Source organism: Burkholderia sp. 22313 (genome assembly GCF_052045245.1).
In the GTDB taxonomy this organism is placed as follows: Bacteria; Pseudomonadota; Gammaproteobacteria; order Burkholderiales; family Burkholderiaceae; genus Burkholderia.
This window is the reverse complement of record NZ_JBQEON010000057.1, coordinates 1-22,045: the sequence shown is the minus strand read 5'-3', so window position 1 is coordinate 22,045 and position 22,045 is coordinate 1. Positions and strand designations below refer to the sequence as shown.

General features: G+C 67.8%; 26 protein-coding genes. 18 read left to right on the top strand and 8 right to left on the bottom strand.

Annotated features, from left to right (window positions below):
* Positions 1-182: 182 nt before the first annotated feature.
* The 7 genes from ACTJKF_RS30305 to ACTJKF_RS30275 all read left to right on the top strand — a co-directional run bounded on the left by ACTJKF_RS30305 (position 183) and on the right by ACTJKF_RS30275 (position 7,819).
* Positions 183-1,685, top strand: a complete 1,503-nt coding sequence (locus ACTJKF_RS30305; protein ID WP_440628712.1) for an APC family permease — start codon at positions 183-185, stop codon at positions 1,683-1,685.
* Positions 1,682-2,272 (top strand): DUF3156 family protein, encoded by a 591-nt coding sequence (locus ACTJKF_RS30300; protein WP_440628710.1) that lies wholly within the window; start codon positions 1,682-1,684, stop codon positions 2,270-2,272. The genes ACTJKF_RS30305 and ACTJKF_RS30300 overlap by 4 nt, the downstream gene beginning before the upstream one ends.
* A 60-nt stretch (positions 2,273-2,332) precedes the next feature.
* Positions 2,333-3,271 carry a helix-turn-helix domain-containing protein gene (locus ACTJKF_RS30295; RefSeq protein WP_440628709.1) on the top strand — a complete coding sequence of 313 codons (939 nt, stop codon included), beginning with the start codon at positions 2,333-2,335 and terminating at the stop codon, positions 3,269-3,271.
* 152 nt (positions 3,272-3,423) lie between these two features.
* Positions 3,424-4,632 (top strand): porin, encoded by a 1,209-nt coding sequence (locus tag ACTJKF_RS30290; protein WP_440628707.1) that lies wholly within the window; start codon positions 3,424-3,426, stop codon positions 4,630-4,632.
* 187 nt (positions 4,633-4,819) lie between these two features.
* Positions 4,820-6,058, top strand: a complete 1,239-nt coding sequence (locus tag ACTJKF_RS30285; RefSeq protein WP_440628706.1) for an ABC transporter substrate-binding protein — start codon at positions 4,820-4,822, stop codon at positions 6,056-6,058.
* A gap of 34 nt (positions 6,059-6,092) precedes the next feature.
* Positions 6,093-6,962 carry a carbohydrate ABC transporter permease gene (locus tag ACTJKF_RS30280; protein WP_440628704.1) on the top strand — a complete coding sequence of 290 codons (870 nt, stop codon included), beginning with the start codon at positions 6,093-6,095 and terminating at the stop codon, positions 6,960-6,962.
* Positions 6,959-7,819, top strand: a complete 861-nt coding sequence (locus tag ACTJKF_RS30275) for a carbohydrate ABC transporter permease (protein WP_440628703.1) — start codon at positions 6,959-6,961, stop codon at positions 7,817-7,819. The genes ACTJKF_RS30280 and ACTJKF_RS30275 overlap by 4 nt, the downstream gene beginning before the upstream one ends.
* Positions 7,820-7,828: 9 nt before the next feature.
* Here the strand turns inward: ACTJKF_RS30275 and ACTJKF_RS30270 are convergent, their stop codons facing one another.
* Positions 7,829-8,851, bottom strand: coding sequence for a LacI family DNA-binding transcriptional regulator (locus ACTJKF_RS30270; RefSeq protein WP_440628701.1), 1,023 nt, complete (start codon positions 8,849-8,851; stop codon positions 7,829-7,831).
* 6 nt (positions 8,852-8,857) lie between these two features.
* Here ACTJKF_RS30270 and ACTJKF_RS30265 point away from each other — a divergent pair, with 6 nt between their 5' ends.
* The 4 genes from ACTJKF_RS30265 to ACTJKF_RS30250 all read left to right on the top strand — a co-directional run bounded on the left by ACTJKF_RS30265 (position 8,858) and on the right by ACTJKF_RS30250 (position 10,955).
* On the top strand, positions 8,858-9,778 hold the full coding sequence (locus ACTJKF_RS30265) for a phosphatidylinositol-specific phospholipase C (RefSeq protein WP_440628699.1): 921 nt from the start codon (positions 8,858-8,860) through the stop codon (positions 9,776-9,778).
* A 285-nt stretch (positions 9,779-10,063) separates the two neighbouring features.
* Complete coding sequence (locus ACTJKF_RS30260; protein ID WP_440628698.1) at positions 10,064-10,483, top strand: hypothetical protein; 420 nt, start codon at positions 10,064-10,066, stop codon at positions 10,481-10,483.
* A complete protein-coding gene (locus ACTJKF_RS30255) occupies positions 10,480-10,680 on the top strand; it encodes a hypothetical protein (protein ID WP_440628696.1) in 201 nt (66 codons plus the stop codon). The genes ACTJKF_RS30260 and ACTJKF_RS30255 overlap by 4 nt, the downstream gene beginning before the upstream one ends.
* Before the next feature lie 20 nt (positions 10,681-10,700).
* Positions 10,701-10,955, top strand: a complete 255-nt coding sequence (locus ACTJKF_RS30250) for a helix-turn-helix domain-containing protein (RefSeq protein WP_440628694.1) — start codon at positions 10,701-10,703, stop codon at positions 10,953-10,955.
* A 20-nt stretch (positions 10,956-10,975) separates the two neighbouring features.
* On the opposite strand, the gene ACTJKF_RS30245 is transcribed toward ACTJKF_RS30250, so the two are convergent.
* Positions 10,976-11,587 carry a LysE family translocator gene (locus tag ACTJKF_RS30245; RefSeq protein WP_440628693.1) on the bottom strand — a complete coding sequence of 204 codons (612 nt, stop codon included), beginning with the start codon at positions 11,585-11,587 and terminating at the stop codon, positions 10,976-10,978.
* An 84-nt stretch (positions 11,588-11,671) separates the two neighbouring features.
* On the opposite strand from ACTJKF_RS30245, the gene ACTJKF_RS30240 reads away from it, so the two are divergent.
* Positions 11,672-12,199 (top strand): GNAT family N-acetyltransferase, encoded by a 528-nt coding sequence (locus ACTJKF_RS30240; protein WP_440628691.1) that lies wholly within the window; start codon positions 11,672-11,674, stop codon positions 12,197-12,199.
* A gap of 16 nt (positions 12,200-12,215) precedes the next feature.
* Here the strand turns inward: ACTJKF_RS30240 and ACTJKF_RS30235 are convergent, their stop codons facing one another.
* Positions 12,216-13,277, bottom strand: a complete 1,062-nt coding sequence (locus ACTJKF_RS30235) for an alkene reductase (protein ID WP_440628690.1) — start codon at positions 13,275-13,277, stop codon at positions 12,216-12,218.
* A 71-nt stretch (positions 13,278-13,348) separates the two neighbouring features.
* Positions 13,349-13,657, bottom strand: a complete 309-nt coding sequence (locus ACTJKF_RS30230; RefSeq protein WP_440628689.1) for an ArsR/SmtB family transcription factor — start codon at positions 13,655-13,657, stop codon at positions 13,349-13,351.
* 316 nt (positions 13,658-13,973) lie between these two features.
* On the opposite strand from ACTJKF_RS30230, the gene ACTJKF_RS30225 reads away from it, so the two are divergent.
* From ACTJKF_RS30225 to ACTJKF_RS30215, 3 genes are read left to right on the top strand one after another with little or no spacing between them, the layout of a single operon-like run.
* Positions 13,974-14,417, top strand: a complete 444-nt coding sequence (locus ACTJKF_RS30225; protein ID WP_440628687.1) for a MarR family winged helix-turn-helix transcriptional regulator — start codon at positions 13,974-13,976, stop codon at positions 14,415-14,417.
* Positions 14,418-14,470: 53 nt separating this feature from the next.
* Positions 14,471-15,760 carry a M20 family metallopeptidase gene (locus ACTJKF_RS30220; RefSeq protein WP_440628685.1) on the top strand — a complete coding sequence of 430 codons (1,290 nt, stop codon included), beginning with the start codon at positions 14,471-14,473 and terminating at the stop codon, positions 15,758-15,760.
* 32 nt (positions 15,761-15,792) lie between these two features.
* Entirely contained in the window at positions 15,793-16,479 is a 687-nt protein-coding gene (locus tag ACTJKF_RS30215) for a trimeric intracellular cation channel family protein (RefSeq protein WP_440628727.1), read from the top strand.
* Positions 16,480-16,514: 35 nt separating this feature from the next.
* Here the strand turns inward: ACTJKF_RS30215 and gcvA are convergent, their stop codons facing one another.
* Positions 16,515-17,423, bottom strand: a complete 909-nt coding sequence (gene gcvA, locus ACTJKF_RS30210; protein ID WP_440628683.1) for a transcriptional regulator GcvA — start codon at positions 17,421-17,423, stop codon at positions 16,515-16,517.
* Between the two features lie 121 nt (positions 17,424-17,544).
* Between gcvA and ACTJKF_RS30205 the strand changes: the two genes are divergently transcribed.
* The gene (locus tag ACTJKF_RS30205) at positions 17,545-18,249 is read left to right on the top strand and encodes an SDR family oxidoreductase (protein WP_440628681.1); all 705 of its coding nucleotides are present in this window, start codon (positions 17,545-17,547) and stop codon (positions 18,247-18,249) included.
* A gap of 83 nt (positions 18,250-18,332) precedes the next feature.
* Here the strand turns inward: ACTJKF_RS30205 and ACTJKF_RS30200 are convergent, their stop codons facing one another.
* The 3 genes from ACTJKF_RS30200 to ACTJKF_RS30190 form a co-directional block, all read right to left on the bottom strand.
* Positions 18,333-19,472, bottom strand: coding sequence for a patatin-like phospholipase family protein (locus ACTJKF_RS30200; RefSeq protein ID WP_440628679.1), 1,140 nt, complete (start codon positions 19,470-19,472; stop codon positions 18,333-18,335).
* 100 nt (positions 19,473-19,572) lie between these two features.
* Complete coding sequence (locus ACTJKF_RS30195) at positions 19,573-19,911, bottom strand: cupredoxin domain-containing protein (protein WP_440628678.1); 339 nt, start codon at positions 19,909-19,911, stop codon at positions 19,573-19,575.
* Between the two features lie 31 nt (positions 19,912-19,942).
* Positions 19,943-20,887: a metallophosphoesterase family protein gene (locus ACTJKF_RS30190; RefSeq protein ID WP_440628676.1), complete on the bottom strand. Its 945-nt coding sequence runs from the start codon at positions 20,885-20,887 to the stop codon at positions 19,943-19,945.
* Positions 20,888-21,143: 256 nt separating this feature from the next.
* Here ACTJKF_RS30190 and ACTJKF_RS30185 point away from each other — a divergent pair, with 256 nt between their 5' ends.
* Together ACTJKF_RS30185 and ACTJKF_RS30180 are read left to right on the top strand one after the other, a co-directional pair.
* Positions 21,144-21,281 carry a hypothetical protein gene (locus ACTJKF_RS30185; RefSeq protein WP_440628675.1) on the top strand — a complete coding sequence of 46 codons (138 nt, stop codon included), beginning with the start codon at positions 21,144-21,146 and terminating at the stop codon, positions 21,279-21,281.
* A gap of 66 nt (positions 21,282-21,347) precedes the next feature.
* On the top strand, positions 21,348-22,045 hold a 698-nt coding region (locus tag ACTJKF_RS30180; protein WP_440628673.1), incomplete at its 3' end, for an ABC transporter permease subunit.

Genomic DNA, 22,045 nt, shown 5'->3' with positions numbered 1-22,045 from the left:
TTGCGCTATGACCGGATTATTTTGCCTGCGTATTTTTTCGACATCGAATCAGGATTGGATCGACAGGGGCCCGGGTACCGAAGCGCCGAAGCGCCGAAGCGCCGACCCGGGCCGACCGCGAGGCACGGAACCGGAGCGGGCGCCGCAGTGGCGGCACCGGCCGATAAAGGAAGGAGACAAGCATGTCGGGATGGTCTGGAGTGACCGGCGCCGCGGGCGATACGCCCGCCGGTGCGCCGGCTGAAGCGGGCGGCGGCACGGTGCTGAAGGCGGGCGCGGTCGGTTTTCCGACCGCACTGGCGAGCGCCGTCGGCCTCATCATGGCGAGCCCGGTGATCCTCACCGCGACGTCGGGTTTCGGGATGGGCGGCTGGGCGTTCGCGGTCGCGATGATCATCGCGTTCGTGATGATGCAGGCGCAGGCGACCACCTTCTCCGAAGCCGCCGCGATGCTGCCGACGGCGGGCTCGGTTTACGACTACCTGTCGTGCGGGCTCGGCCGCTTCTGGGCGATCACCGGCACGATTTCCGCGTATTTCCTCGTGCATGTGTTCGCCGGCACCGCGGAGACGATCCTGAGCGGGATCATGGCGCTCGTGAACTTCGAGTCGCTGAACGCCGCCTTCGAGAAGCACAACAGCGCGTGGCTCGTCGGCGTCGCGCTCGTCGTCACGTTCGCGATCACCAACATCATCGGCATCAAGGTATTCAGCAAGCTCGAGATCGTGCTGACGGCCGGCATGTGGCTGTCGCTGATGATCTTCGGGATCCTCGGCCTCGCGGCCGCGCCGGCCGTGCATCTCGACGGCTGGTTCGGCGGCTCGGAAGTCGGCACGTCGATCCCGGCCGTGCTGTCGCTGGTCGGGATGGCGATGTTCATGTTCGTCGGCTGCGAGTTCGTCACACCGCTCGCGCCGGAAATGAAGGCGCCGGGCCGCACGATTCCGCGCGCGATGGCGCTCGGTCTCGTCGGCGTCGCGATCTGCATGTTCCTGTACGGCGCGGCGATCCGCCGCCAGGTCGCGAACGTGCCGGTGAGCCCGGACGGCCTCACGCACCTGCTCGACACGCCGGGCGCGATCCCCGCGTTCGCGCTGCAGGTGCTTGGGCCCTTCGGCCGCATCTGGTTCGGCGTCGCGTTCCTGTGCGCGGGCGCGGCGACCATCAACACGCTGATGGCCGGGCTGCCGCGCATCCTGTACGGGATGGCGATCGACGGCGCGCTGCCGCGCTGTTTCGCGTATCTGCATCCGCGCTTCAAGACGCCGGTGGTCGGCATCGTCGCGGCGGCGGCCGTGCCGATCGGCCATGCGTGGCTGATCCACGGCAATCTCGACAGCATCATGCACCTCGTGCTCGCCGCGACCTGCGCATGGGGCACCGCGTACCTGCTCGTCACCGCGTCCGTCGTGATGCTGCGTATCCGCCGGCCAGACCTGCCGCGCCCATACCGCTCGCCGCTGTTCCCGCTGCCGCAGATCGTGTCGAGCGTCGGCATCGTGCTCGCGATCTGGTACATCACGCCGCCCGGCATGAACGCGCGCGACATCTACGTGCCGTTCGGCGCGATGCTCGGGTTGACCGCGCTGTACGCGCTGTTCTGGACGGTCGTCGTGCAGCGCCGGCATCCGTTCAAGCCGGTGCCGGTCGAGGAAGTGCTGCGCAACGAGCACGTCGCATCGTGAGGGCCGCGCTCGCCCGGTGGCGCGCGGCGCCCGATGCGCCGCCGCCGGGGCACCGGCCCGGCGCGATCGCCGCGCGCGTGCTGGCCGACCTGGGGGCGGTGCGTGATGCGCATGACACGACCGGCGATCCGGCCGCGCGGCTGCCGAACGGCGTGCGCATGAGCGTCGAAGAACGCGTCGACCGGCAGTTCCTGATGCATACGGTCAGCGTGCAGCTGTCCGTCACCGCGAGTGATCCGGCCGGGCAGGGCCGCGCACGCGTGCGGCAGACCGGCTGGCTGCGTCGCACCGGCATCGCGGCGGACCTCGCGTCGGGATGCGACCCCGGATTCGTGCGGACGGTGGCCGCGCTCGTCGCGGCGCCGTCGCTCGCCGACGCGCTGCGCCCGCTGCACCTGACCGATTGCACGATCGCCGCCCGCGACGGGGGCTGGACGCTCGCGGTCGTGCCGTTCGGCGGCAGCGAGGTCGTGAACCGGATGCCGTCGTTTCGCCGCTATGTCCGCCTGACCGGCGAGCAGGCCGCCGCGCTGTCGGCGGCCTGTCTTGCATTCGAAACTGCACTGCGCGGAATTTGGCGGGGGTAAGCTGCGACGTTGCATGCCGTGCCGCCGCAATGTGGATTCAGGGTTTTACCGGAGATGCCGATGCTGTTCCAGTCACGCTCACACGAAGACGTGCATGACCACGGGCTCGCGATCGCGGGTTGGCATCAGGTCTACCGCCAGATGACGCCGGGCCGGTTCAGGGGCACCGTCACGCAGGTGCTGTACGACGACTTCCATTTCTTCCGCGAGACGACCAACCGGCGTGTCGCGCAAACCGGCCTTGCGCCGGCCGGGCGTACGTCGCTCGCGGTGCCGCTGTCGGTGCCGCTCGCCGGCACGTTCCAGGGCCAGCCGATCGACGGCTATGCGTTGCTCGCGCTGCGCGCCGGCGAGGATTTCGAATTCCATACACCGGAAGGGATGGGGCTGGTCGGGATCAGCGCCGCGTCGGACATGGTCGACGAGCTGTGCGAAGCCGAATTCGGCGCGGCCGGCGCGCGCAAGCTGCGGCACGTCACGCGGCTGTCGGATGAGCAGGGCGTCGCGCTCGGCGCGCGGCTGTCGGCGCTGATCGACGACGCGCAGCGCAATCCCGGCTGCCTCGAACACGCGGCCACCCGCAAGATGTTCCGCGACGCGATGCTCGGCATGTTTCTCGACGCGCTCGACCAGGGGATCGGCGCCGAGCGTCGCGACATCACGCACGCGACCTACAGCGATATCGTCAGCCGTTGCGAGAAGCATCTGCGCGACCGGCCCGAGGAGCCCGTCACCGTGCTCGAACTGTGCCGCGCGCTGCGCTGCAGCCGCCGCACGCTGCAGACGAGCTTCCAGCGCGTCGCCGACGTCACGCCCGTCGGCTATCTGCGCACCATCCGGCTGAACGCGGTGCGGCGCCTGCTGCGCACGACCTCCGCGCAGCAACTTGGCGTCGGCGAGGCCGCCGCGAGCTGGGGCTTCACGCATCTCGGCTATTTCGCGCGCGAATATCGCGACCTGTTCGGCGAGCTGCCGTCGCAAACCTTGCGTCCGTCATGAGGTCTGCGCGTCGCGCGTCGTCCGCGCCCGTTCGCTTCACCATTTGCTGATTTGGGATAGAGGTCCCGAATTTTCGCCGGATAAAGTCCTGCCACCCATATCGACAACCTCATCGGTTTGCACTGCGAATCGGTGACAACAGAGGGCGGGACATGAAGATCGGACGACAACTGGCCGCGGCCGCGGCCACGCTGGGTTGCATGCACGCATACGCACAGACCGCCGGCAGCGTGACGTTGTACGGCACGGTGGACACCGGCATCATCTATTCGACGAACCAGCAGTTCACGCGTGCCGACGGCAGCACGGGCGGCGGCCATGCGTGGCAGATGGGCGGCGGCAATCTCGTGCCGTCCCGCTTCGGGTTCCAGGGCGCCGAGCCGCTTGGCGGCGGGCTCGACGCGGTGTTTTCGCTCGAGCAGCAGTTCCTGTCCGCGAACGGGCAGGCGCTGCAGGGCGGCACGGCCTTCAGCCGGCAGGCGTGGGTCGGCCTGCGCCACGATTCGCTCGGCACGCTCGGCCTCGGCCGGCAATACGACTCGTACACGGACATGCTCGGCGCGTACGTATCGAGCAACAACTGGGCGACGCCGTACGGCTCGCATCTCGGCGACGTCGACAACCTGAACGCCGCGTTCAACTTCAACAACGCGGTGAAGTTCACCAGCGCCGACTTCAACGGCCTGACGTTCGGCGGCACGTTCAGCTTCGGCGGGCAGGCCGGCGACTTTGCCGCGAAGCGCGGCTATTCGGTTGCCGCGACCTATACGCGTGCGCCGGTCGCATTCTCGGTCGGCTATCTCGACCTGCACCAGCCGCTCGACGCCGCGCTCGGCGGCGCGAGCGGCTATATCGGCGACTTCGCGTGCAGCAACCCGGGCGCGATGTACTGTCTGCTGCAGGACGCCGGCTCGATGCGCGCGTTCGGTGCGGGTGGCTCGGTGACGCTCGGTGCGGCGACCGTCGCGCTGACCTACACGCACACGCGCCTCGGCGACAGCCGCTATTTCTCGACCGATGCGCGGCCGCGCACGCAGGCGTTCACGTTCGACATCGGCGAGCTGAACGTCACGTACCTGTTTACGCCGGCGCTGCAGAGCGGTGTCGCGTATCTCTTCAACGCCGCGCATACCGATGGCCGCGGCACGACGCGCTTCCATCAGGTGAACGTCGGCACGAACTACAGCCTGTCGAAGCGCACCGCGCTGTACGCGGTCGCGATCGGCCAGATCGCGAGCGGCACGGGGCTCGGCACGGACGCGAACGGCAACGCGGCGAACTACGCGCAGATTCCGGTGCTCGCGAACAGCAACTCGAGCCGGCAGCTCGCGGTGATGGCAGGCATTCGCGTGAACTTCTGACGGCGCGTGCGCGGCGGCACGGCGGGGCGCTCGGCTGCGCGGGCGAGCGCGCTTGCTGCGTGCCACAAATTCTTAACGATCGACGTGAACAATGGCGTTCGCTTCCGGCGACCCGACGTGTCGCCGGCGTTGCACACGTGTGCAACGCATGGCTGTTCCGCTCCATACGCCGATCGAGAGAGACCACATGACCCTGCTGAGCCGCCTGCGCACGTTGTCCGCCGCCGTTGCGCTGTCCCTTGCCGCCTCGCACGCCTTCGCGGCGGATCTCGTCATCGCGGGCCGCGACGACATCTACGGCAAGGGGCTGGCCGACGCCGTCGCCGGCTTCACCAGACTGCATCCGGGCACCGATATCGAGCTGCTCAAGCTGCCGAACGCGAACCTGTACCAGAAGCTGAAGCTGTCGATGCGCGAAAGCACGGGCACCTACGATCTCGTCATGATGGATGACACGTGGGCGCCCGAATTCATCGGCAACGGCTGGCTGAAGCCGCTGCCGGCTGCGCTTGCCGACGCCGATCTCGTGCCGTCCACGGTCGCGCTCGGCCGCAATACGGCGGGCGCGCTGTACGCGCTGCCGATCGTCGGCAACGTCGAGATGTTCGCGTACCGGAAGGATCTGCTCGCGAAGTACAAGCTGCAGCCGCCGCGCAACTGGGACGACGTGCTGAAGATCGCGCAGACCGTTGGCGGCGCGGACAAGAGCGTGTCGGGCGTCGTGTTCCGCGGGACCAAGGGCAACCCGGTCGTGACCGGCTTCCTGCCGATCCTGTGGGCCTACGGCGGCGACGTGTTCGACCGGGCCGGCAACGTGACGATCGATTCGCGGGAGTCGCAGGCCGCGTTGAAAACCTTTCTCGCGCTGAAGGCAGCCGCGCCGAAGGACGTCGACGTGTACGGCGCCGCCGAAGTGCGCGACGCGCTGCAGCGCGGCACGGCCGCGCAGTCGATCGAGGTCTGGCCGGCGTGGATTCCGGCGCTCGACGATCCGAAGCAGTCGCGCGTGGTCGGGCAGATCGCGCTGCAGCCGCCGCCCGGACAGACGGCCGGCCCGGCGCCGATGCTCGGCATCTGGCAGATGGGCATTCCGAAGGATGCGCCGCACGCGAAGCTCGCGCAGGACTTCCTGGCCTACCTGAGTTCGCGCGACACGCAAACGCGCCTCGCCGGGATCGGCATTCCGCCGACGCGCCGCAGCGTGTTCACCGATCCGGCGCTGGTGCGCCAGTACCGCTGGTATCCCGATCAGCTGAAGGCGCTCGAGGCTGGCCGTGCGCGGCCGCGCGTGAAGGACTGGCAGCAGGTCGAGAGCATTCTCGGCGACCAGCTGCAGCTCGCGCTGACCGGGCAGGCCGCCCCCGACGCCGCGCTGCGCCAGGCGCAGCAGAAGATCGCGCAGGCGATGGCCGCGGCCGGCAAGTGACGGCCCGTCGCGACGCATTGCCCGGAGTCCGCGCATGAAAGCCCTCGGCCGCAGCCTGCCGTTCGTCGCGCTGCTCGGGCCCGCGCTGCTGGTGTTCGCCGCGCTCGCGCTGTATCCGGTCGCGCAGGTGCTGATCGATTCGTTCTGCCAGGTCGACTACTCGGCCGGCCGCCGCGCGTTTGCCGGGTTCGCGAACTATCGCGCGGTGCTCGGCGACGACGCATTCGTGGCGGGCTTCGGCAACACGCTGCGCTTCACGATCGCGGCGTCGCTCGTCGAGGTCGCGCTCGGCTTCGGTCTCGCGCTGCTGTTCGTGCGCGCGTTTCCGGGGCGCCGCATCGCATTGCCGCTCGCGATCCTGCCGATGATGTTGTCCACGCTCGTGTGTTCGGCAATCTGGCGCAACTGGCTCAACTTCGACGGCTTCCTGAACGCGCTGCTCGCCGCGTTCGGCATCGAAGGCGTGCGCTGGCTGTCCGATCCGCATCTCGCGCTGTGGTCGCTCGCGCTCGTCGACGTGTGGCAGTGGACGCCGATGGCGTTCCTGATCGTGCTGGCCGGGCTGCAATCGATCCCGCAGGAACTGTACGAAGCCGCGCGCACCGACGGCGCGAGCGAATGGCAGTGCCTGCGCGACATCACGCTGCCGCTCGCGGCGCCGCAGATCGGCCTCGCGTTGCTGCTGCGCTCGATCGACACGTTCAAGCTGTTCGACAAGGTCTATGCGCTGACGGGCGGCGGCCCCGGCAACGCGACGCAGACGCTGTCGACCTACATCTACGATACGGGCTTCCGCTTCTTCAACGTCGGGCCGGCGAGTGCTGCGTCGGTGCTGATGCTCGCGGCGTCCGCGCTGCTGGTTTCGGGGTACGTATGGCAGACGGTTCGCAAGCGGCGCGCATGACGGCGCGCTCCGCCGGCATCGCGCACGCGCGCATGGGTGCCGCATTCGGTCGCGCGGCGCCGTGGGTGCTGCGCGTCGTCGCGCTCGCGCTGTTGCTGCTGCCGTGCCTGTGGATGGCCGGCGCGGCCTTCATGCCGACGCTCGAACGCCTCGATCATCCGTTGCGGATCTGGCCGGCCGCGCCGACGCTCGAGCATTTCGCGTCGGTGTGGTCGAACGGCATCGGCGCGCCGCTCGCCAATTCGCTGCTGGTCGGCTTCGGCACGACGCTGCTCGCGCTGACGCTCGCGTTTCCGGCCGCGTATGCGCTCGTGCGGCTGCGGTTTCCGGCGCGGCTGGATCTGCTGTTCCTGATGCTCGTGCTGGCGTTGAAGCTGATGCCGCCGATCACGATCGCCGTGCCGCTGTTCGCGCTCGCGAAGCGGCTGCATCTGCTCGACTCGACGCTCGGGCTGATGCTCGCTTACCAGATCTACGCGCTGCCGATGGCGATCTGGATGCTGCTCGCGTTCGTGCGCGACGTGCCGGTCGAATACGAGGAGGCCGCCTGCATCGACGGGGCAGGGCTCGCGCGGCGGCTGGTGCAGATCGTGCTGCCGCTGTGCGCGCCGGGCTTGATCGCGACCGCGATCTTCGTGTTCATCGCCGCGTGGAACGAGTTCCTGATCGCGTTGTTGTTCGTGTCGACGCCGAGCCGCTTCACGCTGCCGCTCGCGATTGCCGGCTACGTGACGGAGAACGGCATCGACTGGGGCGACCTGATGAGCGCGGGGCTGCTGGCGTCGCTGCCGACCCTCGCCGTGGCCGGCTACGTGCAGCGCTATCTGCTGCGCGGTTTCGCGGGCGGGTTGAAGTGACGCGGCGCGTTACGCGCAGCTATGCCGCACCACGTGCGTGACCGGCACGACGCGCGTGCGCGATGCGCCGTCGAAGGTGTGGATGCGGTCGGCGAGCAGGTCGATGGCCGCGTGCGCGAGGCCTTGCGTATCCTGGCGCAGCGTCGTGAGCCGATAGGCGTCGTAGTCGGCGGCCGGGATGTCGTCGAAGCCGATCACGCGCAGGTCGTCGGGCACGCGCAGGCCGAAGGCGTCGCGTGCGGCATCGATCATGCCAAGCGCGAGCAGGTCGGACGAGCAGAACACGCCGTCCGGGCGCTCGCCCGTCGCGAGCAATTGACGCGCGGCGTCGAGGCCGCATGCGTGCGTGTCGGCGTCCGTGTCGATCACGCGCACGAGCGCCGCATCGAACGCGTCGCCGCGTTGCAGCACCTGCTCGAAGGCATCCGCGCGCGCACGCGCGCTGTAGCTCGCGGTGCGCGGCCCGACGAACGCGAGCCGGCGGGCGCCGGCCCGCACGAACCGTTGCGCGGCATGGGCGGCGCCCGCCGCGTTGTCGCTGATGACCACGTCGGCACCCGGCAGGTTCGCTTCGCGGTTGATCATCACGACGGGAATCCGGTGATCGAGATACTGCTGCGCGACCGACAGCGGCGGCGATGCGGACGTCATCACGAGGCCCGCGATCCGGTAGCTGAGCAGCCGTTCGAGCGATTGCCGGACCTGCTGCGGATCATCCGCATTGGTCACGAGCGGCGTGAACGCGCGCTGCCCGAGCGCGGCCATCAGATCCGACAGCAGTCGCGCACGAAACGGATTCTCGAACCCGGCCGTCACGACGCCGATCATGCTGCTGCGCTGCGTGATCATGTCGCGCGCGATCAGGTTGACCTGGTAGCCGAGCGCGCGCGCGGCGACCATCACGCGTTCGCGCGTTTCGGGCGCGATACTGGCCGTCGGCGAGAACGCGCGCGACACCGCCGAGCGCGACACGCCGGCCCGCACGGCGACATCCGACGCGGTCACCCACGTTTTTCTTTCCTTGTCCGTCATCGATTCATGATTCCTTCGCGACACGAAGCCCCCACGCCGCTGGCCGACTGGATGTCGGCGCTCGACGACGCGCGGCCGCTGCATACGCTGACCCTACCGGGCAGCCATGACACCTGTGCGTATACGGTCGACGATCCGCTCGTGCGCACGCAGCGCGCGCCGCTCGACGCGCAACTCGCGCACGGCGTGCGGCTGCTCGACATTCGCTGCCGGCATCGCGGCGATACGTTCGACATCCATCATGGCGGGATCGCGCTCGGCATGACGTTCGACGACGTGCTCGCCGGCTGCACGCGCTTTCTCGCCGCGCATCCGCGCGAATGCATCGTGATGTCGGTGAAGGACGAGTGGCCCGCGCACGCGTGCACGCGCGGTTTCGATGCGACGTTCGACGCACATTGCGCCCGGCATCCGCGCTTGCGCTGGCATGCGGGCGGCGCGTTGCCGGCGCTCGGCGACGTGCGTGGCGCGGTGCTGCTGTTGCGGCGGTTCCGCAGCAGCCGGCCGCTCGGCATCGACCTGACCGCGTGGCCCGACAACGCGACGTTCACGATCGATCATCCGGATGCGGCGTTCGTGATCCAGGATGAATACCGTGTGCCCGTTGCCGGGTCGATCCACTACAAGTGGCGGGTGATCGATGCGCTGCTGAGCGGCATGCCGTCGCCGGAAAGCGGCCGCTGGGCGATCAATTTCTGCAGCGGCACGGGGATGGGCGCGAATCCGTCGGTGGTCGCGCGCGGCGACGGCAGGGTGCAGGGCATTCAGGCGCGGCTCGCGCAGCGGTTGAGTGAGGTGCGCGGATCGTGCGGCGCGATGCTGCTCGATTTCTGCGACGACGATGACTGGGCGTTGGTGCGGGCGCTGGTCGCGTGCAACGAGCGTGTGCCTGAGTTGCGTCTGCCGCGCAGGTCGATCGGGTGTTGACGCAGTTTCGGGTTGGAGAGCGCGGGTGATCCTGCGTCGATCGGGGCGCGTATCGGGTTCGATCGCCACACTTTTTGACGAATCACCGAGCTGCATGCGGATGCGCATCGGAGCGATGCGCGGCCGTGGTGCCGAGGCTGTCGAGTCGTTTGAACAGGATTCGGCCCCGGGCGGATGCATTTGTCGGGGCCGCTTGCGCATTGCGCCGTTGCTAGAATCTCCGCTCTTTCATGGGCATTCCGCATGACGCAGTGCACGACCTTCTAAGGAGCATTCAAGCAAAACATGGACGCTCTCGGATTGCCGGCGCCAACGAGTCTGTTTGCTGCACAGCAGACGGCAATCGGCACGCTGGCAACTATTCTTGGCGCGCTCAGGACGCTTGGGCCAACTGCCACGATCGGCGAACTGATCGGAGCCACAACCGGGCTGGAACTGTTGACAGCCGCATCTGCACTCGGAGCGAGCTTTTACGTTGGTGCGGTAATCGGCAGTCTGATTGTTGCTGCAGATACGTCGCTGGTGTGCGATCAGCGCGGCGTGGTCGCCGTGGATGGAATTCGCGGCTGGGCGATCCGTCGTGGCCTTGCGGTTCCACAAGACGTTTATCGCGTGATCGCGCTGCATCCGGAGGTGTTCCGTCCGATGCCGGGAAGTGCGACGTTTGCCATCCGTGCACGAGCAATCGGGAGGGCGATCGCGTGAGCAAAGTTTCAGACAGTATCGGCCTGATCGCCGCGGCAGTTGTGATCGCCGCCGCCTCGTGGACATTGCTGCACTACTCGGGGAACTGGTTCTTCCCTGTTGCGACGCTCGTCGCGCTGGCTGCGCTGCTTGCAGACAATCGGCGGTTGAAGAAACGCCTGCGCGACCTGGGGGAAGACTCACGGTCGCGCAAGTAACCCCCTGATGGCCCGGCTAGATGGACATTCACCCGATTAGAAGCGAGGCTGATTACGAAGCCGCGCTGAAGGCGGTGTCCGCGCTTGTCGATCTGGACCCTGCACAGGGCACACCGGAGGGCGACGCGTTGGAATCCATGGCGATCCTGATCGTGCGCTATGAGGCCGAGCACTTCCCATTGGCTTCGCCGAACCCGATCGACGCGATTGAATTGCGGATGGAGCAAGCCGGTTTTGCTGTCGCGGATTGCGTGCGACAAACGGCGGCGTCGTAAGCGTCCACGCCCATGCCGACTCAGCGCGTCGCGATCGCCACCGCCGCGCCCGCCATCGCGGTCGCGCTCGTGCGGTTCGCGATCCGCTTCGCGCGTGCCGACGTGAGGAAGGCGCGTGCCCGCACCGCGAGCAGCGACCAGAAGCAGTCGGCGAGGATCAGGATCGCGAGCATCGTGCCGACGAGCTCGGCCCACGCGAGAGCACCGACGTGCGTGAGGTCGACGATCGTCGGCAGCAGCGCGAGATAGAACAGCATGATCTTCGGATTGCCAAGAGTCACAAGAGTGCCCGCGACGAACATGCGCCACGGCGACTGGCCGCGCGGGAGATCGTCGGCCTTCGTGTCGGTCGGTGCGGTCCACATCTTCCACGCGAGGAACAGCAGGTACGCGACGCCGAGCAGCTTCAAGACGAGCAGGCCCGTCTCGAACGTGCGCGCGAACGCGGACAGGCCGGCTACGGCCAGCGTGAGCCACAGCGCTTCGCCGATCCACATCGCGGCGAGGAACGGCAGCACGTCTCGCACGCCGTTCGTCAGCACGCGCGCGACGAGCGCGGCGACGCTCGGGCCGGGCGTGCCGGCGGTGACGAGCAGGGCGATGGCGAATACGGCGAGTGCGGACAGCGTCATGACGAACCTCGGAGGCGGGGACGTTCGAAAGGTATGAAGTTTCGATTATAGTGACGGCCGTTCCCGCCTGCCTGCCTCGTCGTGATGACAGTATCGATCCGGATTCGTCCCGCCACGCGGGAAGACGCGGCCGCGATGGCCGCCGTGGAAGTGGCCGCCGCCCAGCGCTTTCGCGACATCGGCATGCCCGACATCGCCGAAGGCGAGCCGACCGATGCGGCCGACGTGCTCGCGCGCATCGACGACGATCGCGCCTATGTCGCGACGGACGATCAGGGCACGTGCGTGGGCTTTGCGTTCTACCGGCTGCTCGACGCGCAGCGGCTGTACCTGGAAGAACTGGATGTCGCGCCGTCGCATGCGGGGCAGCGGATCGGCGCGCGCCTGATCGAGCGGATCATGACGCGCGCCGCGCAAGACGGCATCGCACAGGTCGTGCTGTCGACGTTCCGCGACGCGCCGTGGAATGCGCCGTACTACGCGCGCCTCGGCTTCCGGATCGTCGACGACGCGTCGCTCGACGACACGCTGCGCGCGATCCGCGTGCATCACGTCGCACGCGGGCTCGACGAGACGCTGCGCGTGTTCATGCGCGCGGACGTGCGCGCATGAACGTGGCGCCGACCGCTCAGGCCGCGTCGCCGAGCGCCGGGTAGTCGGTGTAACCCGTTTCGCCGACCGCGTAGAACGTCTCCGGCACCGGCTTGTTCAGCTGTGCGCCGAGTTCGAGGCGGCGCGGCAGGTCCGGATTCGCGATGAACAGTTTGCCCCATGCGATCGCATCGGCGTTGCCGCTCGCGAGCGTGTCCTGCGCGGATTCGAGCGTGAACTGCTCGTTCGCGATCAGCGGGCCGCCGAACGCTTCCTTCAGGCGCGGGCTCAGGTGGTCGCCCGAATACGATTCGCGCGTGAAGATGAACGCGATCTTGCGGCGGCCGAGCTCGCGTGCGACATAACCGAACGTCGCGGCCGGATCGGAATCGCCCATCGTGTGTGCGTCGCCGCGCGGGGCGAGGTGCACGCCGACACGGCCCGCGCCCCATACGTCGATCGCCGCGTCGACCACTTCGAGCAGCAGGCGCGCACGGTTCTCGATCGGGCCGCCGTAGGCGTCGGTGCGGTGGTTGGTGCTGTCCTGCAGGAACTGGTCGAGCAGGTAGCCGTTCGCGCCGTGAATCTCGACGCCGTCGAACCCGGCCTTCTTCGCGTTCTCCGCGCCTTTGCGGTATGCGGCGACGATGCCCGGAATTTCATCGAGTTCGAGCGCACGCGGCGTCACGTACGGACGTTGCGGGCGCACGAGGCTCACGTGGCCGTCCGGGGCGATCGCGCTCGGCGCGACCGGCAGGTCGCCGTCCAGGAACACCGGGTCGGAAATCCGGCCGACGTGCCACAGCTGCAGCACGATCCGGCCGCCGGCCGCGTGCACGGCCTGCGTGACGCGCTGCCAGCCTGCGACCTGCTCGTCGGACCAGATGCCGGGCGTGTCGGCGTAGCCGACGCCTTGCGGCGTGACCGAAGTCGCTTCGCTGATGATCAGGCCGGCCGATGCGCGCTCGGCGTAATAACGGGCCATCAGGTCGTTCGGCACACGCGTTTCGCCTGCGCGGGCGCGGGTGAGGGGCGCCATCACGACGCGGTTCGGCAGGGTCAGGTCGCCGAGGGTAACGGGGTCGAACAGGGTAGGCACGGAGATTACCTCTTCACGAAAGGCGGGATGGCTGCCGCGTCGTGCGCGGCGTGCGGCCCGCATGGCCTGGGTCAGAGTTCTCGGCGCACGGCGTCGAGAAATGCGTCGATGACGGCTTCGTTGCGCTGGAAGAACGCCCACTGGCCAATCCGTGTCGACGTCACGAGCCCCGCGCGCTGCAGCGTCGCGAGGTGCGCGGAAACGGTCGACTGCGACAGCCCGCAGCGCGCGTCGATCTGCCCGGCACAGACGCCGTGGTCGAACGGCAGCGTCTGCTCCGGGAAATGCGCGCCCGGCGTTTTCAGCCAGACGAGGATTTCCCGGCGCACGGGATTCGAAAGCGCTTTCAGGATCGCGTCGATGTCGAGTTCGGTCGGCATGGAAGGGCGTGGTGTTCAGTCGAAAAATCGGTGCGAACGAGTATCGTCGATGGGCGAATCATATATCGGAATAAGACGATATACGCGAAGCCACTGCCGAGAGTGGGGTTGATCGGCTCGGGAAGGACAAAAGAAGGTGCGCATCGCGTCAGGATGCGGCCCGATTTTCACGGCGCCGTCGCACGATTTTCTTCCGCGATCGCGCGGCGTCATCGCGGAAAGTATTTGAAAACTTCAACTAAATATCTATACTTCGACGCAGTGCCGGATGCGTGCTGCGCATCGCCTGTCGGCCGATGTCCCAAGGAGCGCGCACATGTCCACCGGTTCGTCCCCCGGATTTCTCACCTTCAGGCTCGATCTTGCGAGCGTGCTGCTGAGCACGCGCGCGAACGAGATCTACCGGGAGCGGTGGAGCCTCGACGTGCGTGCGCTGCGCGTGCTGCGGCTCATCTGCTCGGAAGCGGGCATCACGCCGACACGCGTGTCGCAGCGCTCGCTGGTCGAGAAGACGCTGCTGTCCAAGACGCTCGCCGAACTGGAAGCGCGCGGGCTGATTGCCCGCGAGACGCATGCACGGGATCGGCGCAGCGTCACGTTGCGCGGCACGCCCGAAGGTATCGAGGTCGCGCAATCGTCCGCGCAGGTCGGCGAGGCGCTCGAGGACACGCTCGTCGCCGCATTGACGGCGAGTGAACGCAAGACGCTCGACCGCTTGCTTGAAAAGCTGTCGGCCAGCCTGATCGACAACGCGACTTGACCGCTGCGAACGCAGTCGCGCCACACTCACCCCTCAACGTCCCGGAGCCGCTCATGACGCAACTGATCGAGACGATCGCGCCTGCCATCGGTGCACTGCTGCCCGAGCTCGAAGCGATCTACAAGGATCTCCACGAGCATCCCGAGCTGTCGATGCAGGAGTTTCGCACCGCGAAGATCGTCGCCGATTACGTGGAAGCGCTCGGCTACGACGTCACGCGGGAAGTGGGGGTAACCGGCGTGGTGGCGATCCTGCGCAACGGAGCCGGCCCGACGGTGATGCTGCGAGCGGACATGGACGCGCTGCCGATGGCCGAAGCCACCGGCCTGCCGTACGCGAGCAAGGTGGTGGCGAACGACGACGAGGGCGTGCAGGTCGGCGTCGCGCATAGCTGCGGTCACGACATGCACGTGACCTGGTTGCTGGGCGTCGCGCGGCTGATGGCCGAATATCGCGGCGCATGGGCAGGCACGCTGATGGCCGTGTTCCAGCCGGGCGAGGAGGTGGGGCGAGGCGCACGGAGCATGGTCGACGACGGCATGCTGACGCGCTTTCCGAAGCCCGACGTGATTCTCGGTCAGCACGTGATGGTCGGCGCGGCCGGGTCGGTGGGCTATCGAAGCGGCACGATCCTGTCGGCGGGCGACAGCCTGAAGGTCCGATTGTTCGGGCGTGGCTCGCACGGGTCGCAGCCGCAGACATCGATCGACCCCGTCATCATGGCCGCATCGACGACGCTGCGCCTGCAAACCATCGTGTCGCGCGAGATTTCGCCGCGTGACAGCGCGGTGCTGACCATCGGCAGCCTGCAGGCCGGCACCAAGGAAAACATCATTCCCGACGATGCGACGCTCAAGCTCAACATGCGCACCTACGACGAGGACGTGCGCGAGTACATGCTCGGCGCGATCCGCCGCATCTGCTGCGCCGAATGCATGGCGTCCAATGCGCCGCGTGAACCCGAATTCACGACGCTGTCGAGCTACCCGCTGACCGTCAACGACGATGCGACCACCGCGCGGTTGCGCACGGCCTTCGAAGCGCATTTCGGTGACCGTGCATACGAGACGAAGCCGGCGGCGGCCAGCGAGGATTTCAGTGTGTTCGGCCGCGAATGGGGGGTGCCGTACGCATTCTGGTTCATCGGCGGAACCGATCGCCAGGTGTTCGAGAAAGCGCGTGCCGAGAAAAAGATCAACGAGATTCCGAGCAATCATTCGCCACGCTTCGCCCCGGTGATCGATCCGACGCTGCGTGCCGGTCTCGAAGCGATGCTGTGCGCGGCGGGGGCGTGGCTCGGGCTCGGCGCGGCCGCCGCCGAATCGACGAGCGAAGCAGCGTGAGCCTCGGATGGAGCGCCGAAGTCGGCGCGCACGTGAATGCCCATACCGCATACCGGACGCTCGACCTGATCGGCACGTTCGCATTCGCGATCTCCGGCGCCGTTGCGGCCCGACAGAGGCGGCTCGACCTGCTCGGCATTCTCGTCGTCACTTTCATCGTCGCGTGCGGCGGCGGGATCATGCGCGACGTGTGCATCGGTGCGACGCCGCCTGCGGGGCTATCCGACTGGGCCTACATGGCGGTGACGGCGCTTGCGGCGCTGCTCGTGCTCGTCGCGTATCCGACGGTTCGCCGGCTGCGTCATCCGGTGCTGTTCTTCGACGCGATCGGGCTGGGCCTGTTCGCCGTCGCGGGCGCCCAGAAGGCATGGGTCTGGACGCAAAGTGCGGAGACCGCGATCGTGCTCGGGATGGTCAGTGCGGTCGGCGGGGGCGTGTTGCGCGACATGCTTCTGTCTCGCGTACCCGCGATCCTGGAGCGCGAGATCTACGCATCGGCGGCGCTGCTGGGTGCGGCGCTGCAGATCGGGCTCGTGTCGATCGATGCGTCGACGGTCTGGACGCCGTGGGTCGCGACGACCGCCTGCGTTCTGTTACGGCTTGCATCGCTGCAGTTCGGATGGCGTCTGCCGGCGTTTCGCGCGCCAGAAGCCGGGCGGAACACGCGCGTGCGAGCGCGGGAGGCCGAAGACGGCCGACACGACGGGATGGATCGCTGAGCCGGCTTTTCAGGCGGTTTCCTGCTCGCGCGGGTTCACGTGCGCCATGTGTTCCCGTACTGCGCAAACAACCACCGACGCATCGCGTCGAGCGCTTCCGAATGCGCATTGGCTTGCGGAAACACGACGTAAAACCCGAGCGACATCGGAAACGAAAAATCGAACACGCGCCGCAGCCGGCCTTCCGCGATATCGCGCTCGACGAGCGGTTCGCTGGTCAGCGCGATGCCCTGGCCGGCGACCGCGGCATCGATCGCGAGCAGCGACTGGCTGAAGCGCGGCCCTTTCGTCGGATCGGCCCGACCGTTGCCGCCGAGCTTGTCGATGAACTCGGGCCACAGATCGTGCGCGTCGTGCAACAGCGCATGCCTCGACAAGTCCGCGGGTACGCGGATCGGCGGCCCGTTGTCGAGCAGTGTCGGGCTGGCGACCGCGAAGATGTCGAGCGCAAACAGCAGTTGCGCGGCCAGGCCAGCCGGAAACGGCGGCTTGCTCAGTCGAATCGCGATGTCGACGCCATCGGCCCGGAACGACGCCAGCCTTTCATCGGCGATCACGCGCACCTCGATGTCCGGATGCAGGCGGCTGAAGTCCGACAGGCGCGGAATCAGCCACTTCGACGCGAACGACGGCGTCGTGCTGACCGCCAGAACCGTGGGGCGCTGGCTGAGGGCTTCCGTTGCGTCAGAGAGGATCTGCAGCGCGCGCTGGACCGACGAAAAATACTCGAGCCCTTCGCGCGTCAGCGCCAGCCCCCGGGGCAGCCGCCGGAACAGCTGGGCTTCCACGACGTCCTCCAGATGCCTGACCTGCTGCGCAACCGCGCCCTGGGTCACGCCGAGTTCGTCGGCGGCCAGCCGGAAATTGAGGTGCCGTGCGGCGGCGTCGAACGCGCGGAGCGCATTGAGCGGCGGCAACCGGCGGGTACGCGAAAGGGCCTTCATACAGTAGAAAATCTACAGAGTGACTGGAGAAATCATCGTTCGACAAACCGATTATAGAGTCCTAGAGTGCGGCTATCGACGATGCCCGGCGGCGCCGGGCCGACCCATTCAGGAGATCGGCATGACTGTAGATAAAGTAGCGTTGGTGACGGCCGCGGGCAAGGGCATGGGCGCCGCGATCGCGCGCGAACTGGCGAGCACCGGTTATCGCGTCGCGCTGATGTCGCCGTCCGGCAGCGCCGTCGCGCTCGCGAAGGAACTCGGCGGGTTCGGCATCGCGGGCTCCGTCACCGAAGACGCCGACATCGAGCGGTTCGTGAACGAGACGCTCGCGAAGTACGGCCGCATCGACGCGGTCGTCAACAACACCGGGCATCCGCCGAAGGGCGACTTGCTCGCCATCGACGACGACAAGTGGCACGAAGGGCTCGACCTGATCGTGCTCAACGTCGCGCGCGTGCTGCGCCGCGTGACGCCGGTCTTCCTGAAGCAGGGCGGCGGCGCGGTGGTCAATATCTCGAGCTTCGCGGCCGACGCGCCCGAACAGGCGGTGCCGGTGTCGTCCGCGCTGCGGGCGGCGCTCAGTGCGTTCACGCGCCTGTACGCCGACCGGTACGCGAAGGACAACATCCGCATCAATTCGGTGCTGCCGGGCTTCATCGACAGCTGGCCGGAGACGCCCGACATCGTTGCCCGGATTCCGGTCGGCCGCTTCGGCAAGACGCGGGAGATCGCGCAGACCGTGGCGTTCCTGCTGTCGGAAGGCGCGGGCTACATCACCGGGCAGAACATTCGCGTCGACGGCGGCATCGTCCGCGCGCTGTAAGCCGGCTCGGGGCGGGCAGCGCGACGCGCATGCGCGCGCCGGCGCGTCGTCGGGCCAAGCGAATGCCCCCGGCCCACGCCGGGTCAGTTGTGCCGCTCGCCGATCCAGTTCTCTTCCGGGCTCCAGACGCTGAGCCCCTCCGTCGGGTCCATCGGCAATTCCCACGGGCGCGCGGCGATCGCCTGCATCGTCGCGTCGAACCCGGCCTGCCGGCGCGCCGCGATGCCGTCCGGCGTGAAATCGATGTCCTTCCATTGATCGTCGCCGTCGAGCCGCGGCGCCGCGAGCTTGATCACGTGCATCGTCGTCTGGCAGCCCCACGCGGCGAGCGCCTGCACGTCGGCCGACGTGCGTTCCGCTTCCGGCAGCCGCGTGACCAGTTCCTGGATCACGTGGCGCAGCCGGTGAATCTGCTGTTGCCGCGCGATGTTGCTGTCCGTGCGGCTCGCGAACTGGATGTCCTTCTGCCGCTCCGACACCTGCCAGATGCTCTGCGGCTCGGGCCCGACCGGATTCCACATCTGCACCGAGAAGATGATCGAGCTGCGGCGCGGCGCATCGTCCAGCACGACCTCGACCGGCGTATTCGAATAGATGCCGCCATCCCAGTAGGGCACGCCGTCGATCCGCACGGCCGGGAACGCGGGCGGCAGTGCGCCCGAACTCATGATGTGGTCGAGGTCGAGCGCCTGGTCGCGCGAATCGAAGTAGCGCATCGTGCCGGTACATGCATCGACGGCACCGACGGTCAGCCGCGGCCGCCGCGCGTTCAGCAGATCGAGGTCGACAAGCGCGGCGAGCGTGTCGCGCAGCGGCTCGACCACGTAGTACGACGCATGCTCGACGCCGACCCGCGCAAGCGGCCCGAGCCACGCGGCCGGGTTCGGCCGGAAGAAACCTGGCAGGCCCGCGCCGATCACGGCAAGTTCGGCGCCGATCTTGTCCCAGCTCGTCGGGAAACCCGGCACGTTCACGGCGCTGCGTTCGGTGACGTGGCGCCAGAATTCGGCCATCCGCCGCGCGCGCTGGCCGGGTGCGTTGCCGGCGATCAGCGCCGCGTTGATCGCGCCGATCGAGGTGCCGATGATCCAGTCGGGCTGGATGCCCGCCGCGTCCATCGCCTCGAACACGCCGAGCTGGTACGCGCCGAGTGCGCCGCCGCCCTGAAGCACGAGCACCACCTGGCCCGGCAGTGTCGGATGTGCGGGTTGACTTGCCGTCATCGCTTTCCTCGCGGTCGGTGACGGCCGGCGGGTTCCGGCCGGTTGGAACCAGTGTAGGCGATCGCCGGCCTGCGCTTCGCGTGTCGTGCGGCGCGCCGCGTCATTCCACGGTAATGGTCTCCTTCATGTACGGATGAATCCCGCAGAACACCTTGTACACGCCCGGCTTGTCGAAGCGAAATGAGTAGGTCTCGTCCTGGTCGAGCGCACTCGAATGGAAGATGCCCGCGTCGTTGACGACCGTATGCGGTTCCGCGTCGAGGTTCTTCCACGTGATCGTCGTCCCGGCCTTGACCGTGGTCGACATCGGCGAAAACATGAAATTGTGGATCGTCACGAGCGGGCCGGCCGGGGTTTGCGCGAACGCGGCGGGTACCGTGCCGGCGGCGGCCGCGCACAGGAGCGCTGCCGGCAGCATCGAGGGCTTGAAGAGGGGCATGGCGGTCTCCTTGCTTGTCGGGATCGGGGAATCAGGCGAGCGTGGCGTCGTGCAGCGACGCCGTCACGGGATGGCCCGCGAAATCGACGGTCGTCACGCCGAGCATCGCGGGCAGCCGCTCGCGCGGCACCGTGAGCGGCACCGGGCCCGGGCCGTTGCCGGCCGTCGGCTGCGGGAACGCGGTGGAGCGGGCGGTGTGGAACGTCACGTTGCCCTCGACCTTCGACACGATCTGGTGGATGTGCCCGTTCAGCACGGTGACCGAGCCGAAGCGGCGCAGCAGCGCCATCGTCTGCGGCGCGTCGCCGGTGCCCCAGCCCCACGGCTCGTAGAGGGTCCACATCGGCATGTGCGAGAACACGACGATCGGCGTGCTCGACGACTGCCCCTTCAGATCCTGCGCGAGCCACGCGAGCTGCTCGTCGCCGAAGCTGCCGAGCCCGTTCGGCTTGAAGTGCATCACGTTGACGAGCGCGACGAAGTGCACGCCCGCGTGATCGAAGCTGTAGTAGCCGCGGTTGTCCGACGCCTTGCCGAACCGGCTGAAGTATTCGGCGCCCGACCCGTCGGTCACGTCGTGCTCGCCGGGCACCGTATGCAGTTCCGGCACGCGCAGCCCGGACAGCAGCTGCGACGCGTGGTCGAATTCCGCGGCCTTGGACAGATGCGTGATGTCGCCGGTGTGGATCGCGAACGCGGGCGCGGCGGGCATCGCGTTGACGAGTTCGATGGTCTGCCGCAGCGTGGCCGCGACGTCGGGATTCGCATCCTTGTTGAAGCCGATGTGCGTATCGCTGATCTGCACGAACAGCGGCCGGCCCGCGTTCGCGGGGAGTGCGGTGCCGCTTTGCGCGAACGCGAGATCGAACGGCGCGAGGATGCCGCCCGACAGCGTAAACAGCGTGCCGAGGCCGCCGAACGCCATGCATTGCAGGGCCTTGCGGCGCGACGGGCGGGCAGGAGTCGAGGAAGACATGGGGAAACCTCGCAATCGTATGACGGAACCGGACGGCCGGATCGTCCTGGAATAAGCCGGCGCCTTCGCCTGCCATACCGCTGCGGCGGCGGATTTATTCCCGCGTGTCACGCGGCCGGTCGCCGTTGCTCGCGGCTTGCGGGGCGATGACGGATCGCTGACGGATGGCTTGTCAATGTCCTGTAAGTGACACGACACATTTGCGTCATGCCCACCCGATAGCCTTCGACACCGAATCACCTGTCCGGAGCCCCTCATGCCGAATCTCGCGGCAACGGAAACCCGCGGCGCGGCCAGCCGTCGCGTGCGCACCATCGGCCTCGCGCTGCCTTGTCCGGTTGCCGGCGATCGTCCGTCCGACTCCCCGGCGCCTGTTTCGAGCCGCATCCGCTGACGCGCCCGCCTGCCGCGCGGTACGCGGCCGGCCCCATCGATTTTCAATTCGACCAAGACGCTAGCGATGGATATCCGCTTCTTCGACCCGAACCGCACCGCCAACGCGTCCGCGTGGCGCGTGCTCCCCAACCGCTGGGACGCGGTCGCGTTTCCGCTGATCATCGGCATGCTCGCGATGGCGATCGTCGGCTTCCATGAAACGATGGCGCCGATCGCCACCCTGCAAACGCAGAAGATCACGCTCGATCCGTCGAACCTGCCCGAATACGCGTTGCGCACCACGCTGCGCATGCTCGCCGCGATGGTCGCGTCGCTCGTGTTCACGCTCGTGTACGGCACGCTCGCCGCGAAAAGCCGCCGCGCGGGCATGGTGCTGATCCCGATCCTCGACATCCTGCAGTCGGTGCCGGTGCTCGGCTATATCTCGTTTACGGTCACGTTCTTCCTCGCGCTGTTCCCGGGCCGCGTGCTCGGTGCCGAGCTCGCGGCGATCTTCGCGATCTTCACGAGCCAGGCGTGGAACATGACGTTCAGCTTCTACCAGTCGCTGCGCACGGTACCGCGCGATCTGGACGAAGTGTCGCGCGGCTTCCACCTGACGTCGTGGCAACGCTTCTGGAAGCTCGAGGTGCCGTTCTCGATGCCGGGGCTGATCTGGAACATGATGATGTCGATGTCGGGCGGCTGGTTCTTCGTCGTCGCGTCGGAAGCCATCACCGTCGGCAACCAGACGATCACGCTGCCGGGGATCGGCGCGTATCT

Bases quoted from the DNA above. Each gene is read 5' to 3' on its own strand.
- ACTJKF_RS30280 (WP_440628704.1), top strand. From the start codon at position 6,093: ATGAAAGCCCTCGGCCGCAGCCTGCCGTTCGTCGCGCTGCTCGGGCCC.
- ACTJKF_RS30295 (WP_440628709.1), top strand. From the start codon at position 2,333: ATGCTGTTCCAGTCACGCTCACACGAAGACGTGCATGACCACGGGCTC.
- ACTJKF_RS30265 (WP_440628699.1), top strand. From the start codon at position 8,858: ATGATTCCTTCGCGACACGAAGCCCCCACGCCGCTGGCCGACTGGATG.
- ACTJKF_RS30260 (WP_440628698.1), top strand. From the start codon at position 10,064: ATGGACGCTCTCGGATTGCCGGCGCCAACGAGTCTGTTTGCTGCACAG.
- ACTJKF_RS30230 (WP_440628689.1), bottom strand. From the start codon at position 13,657: ATGCCGACCGAACTCGACATCGACGCGATCCTGAAAGCGCTTTCGAAT.
- ACTJKF_RS30275 (WP_440628703.1), top strand. From the start codon at position 6,959: ATGACGGCGCGCTCCGCCGGCATCGCGCACGCGCGCATGGGTGCCGCA.
- ACTJKF_RS30250 (WP_440628694.1), top strand. From the start codon at position 10,701: ATGGACATTCACCCGATTAGAAGCGAGGCTGATTACGAAGCCGCGCTG.
- ACTJKF_RS30190 (WP_440628676.1), bottom strand. From the start codon at position 20,887: ATGTCTTCCTCGACTCCTGCCCGCCCGTCGCGCCGCAAGGCCCTGCAA.
- ACTJKF_RS30270 (WP_440628701.1), bottom strand. From the start codon at position 8,851: ATGACGGACAAGGAAAGAAAAACGTGGGTGACCGCGTCGGATGTCGCC.
- ACTJKF_RS30185 (WP_440628675.1), top strand. From the start codon at position 21,144: ATGCCGAATCTCGCGGCAACGGAAACCCGCGGCGCGGCCAGCCGTCGC.
- ACTJKF_RS30290 (WP_440628707.1), top strand. From the start codon at position 3,424: ATGAAGATCGGACGACAACTGGCCGCGGCCGCGGCCACGCTGGGTTGC.
- ACTJKF_RS30220 (WP_440628685.1), top strand. From the start codon at position 14,471: ATGACGCAACTGATCGAGACGATCGCGCCTGCCATCGGTGCACTGCTG.
- gcvA (WP_440628683.1), bottom strand. From the start codon at position 17,423: ATGAAGGCCCTTTCGCGTACCCGCCGGTTGCCGCCGCTCAATGCGCTC.
- ACTJKF_RS30205 (WP_440628681.1), top strand. From the start codon at position 17,545: ATGACTGTAGATAAAGTAGCGTTGGTGACGGCCGCGGGCAAGGGCATG.
- ACTJKF_RS30245 (WP_440628693.1), bottom strand. From the start codon at position 11,587: ATGACGCTGTCCGCACTCGCCGTATTCGCCATCGCCCTGCTCGTCACC.
- ACTJKF_RS30240 (WP_440628691.1), top strand. From the start codon at position 11,672: ATGACAGTATCGATCCGGATTCGTCCCGCCACGCGGGAAGACGCGGCC.
- ACTJKF_RS30195 (WP_440628678.1), bottom strand. From the start codon at position 19,911: ATGCCCCTCTTCAAGCCCTCGATGCTGCCGGCAGCGCTCCTGTGCGCG.
- ACTJKF_RS30225 (WP_440628687.1), top strand. From the start codon at position 13,974: ATGTCCACCGGTTCGTCCCCCGGATTTCTCACCTTCAGGCTCGATCTT.
- ACTJKF_RS30200 (WP_440628679.1), bottom strand. From the start codon at position 19,472: ATGACGGCAAGTCAACCCGCACATCCGACACTGCCGGGCCAGGTGGTG.
- ACTJKF_RS30285 (WP_440628706.1), top strand. From the start codon at position 4,820: ATGACCCTGCTGAGCCGCCTGCGCACGTTGTCCGCCGCCGTTGCGCTG.
- ACTJKF_RS30305 (WP_440628712.1), top strand. From the start codon at position 183: ATGTCGGGATGGTCTGGAGTGACCGGCGCCGCGGGCGATACGCCCGCC.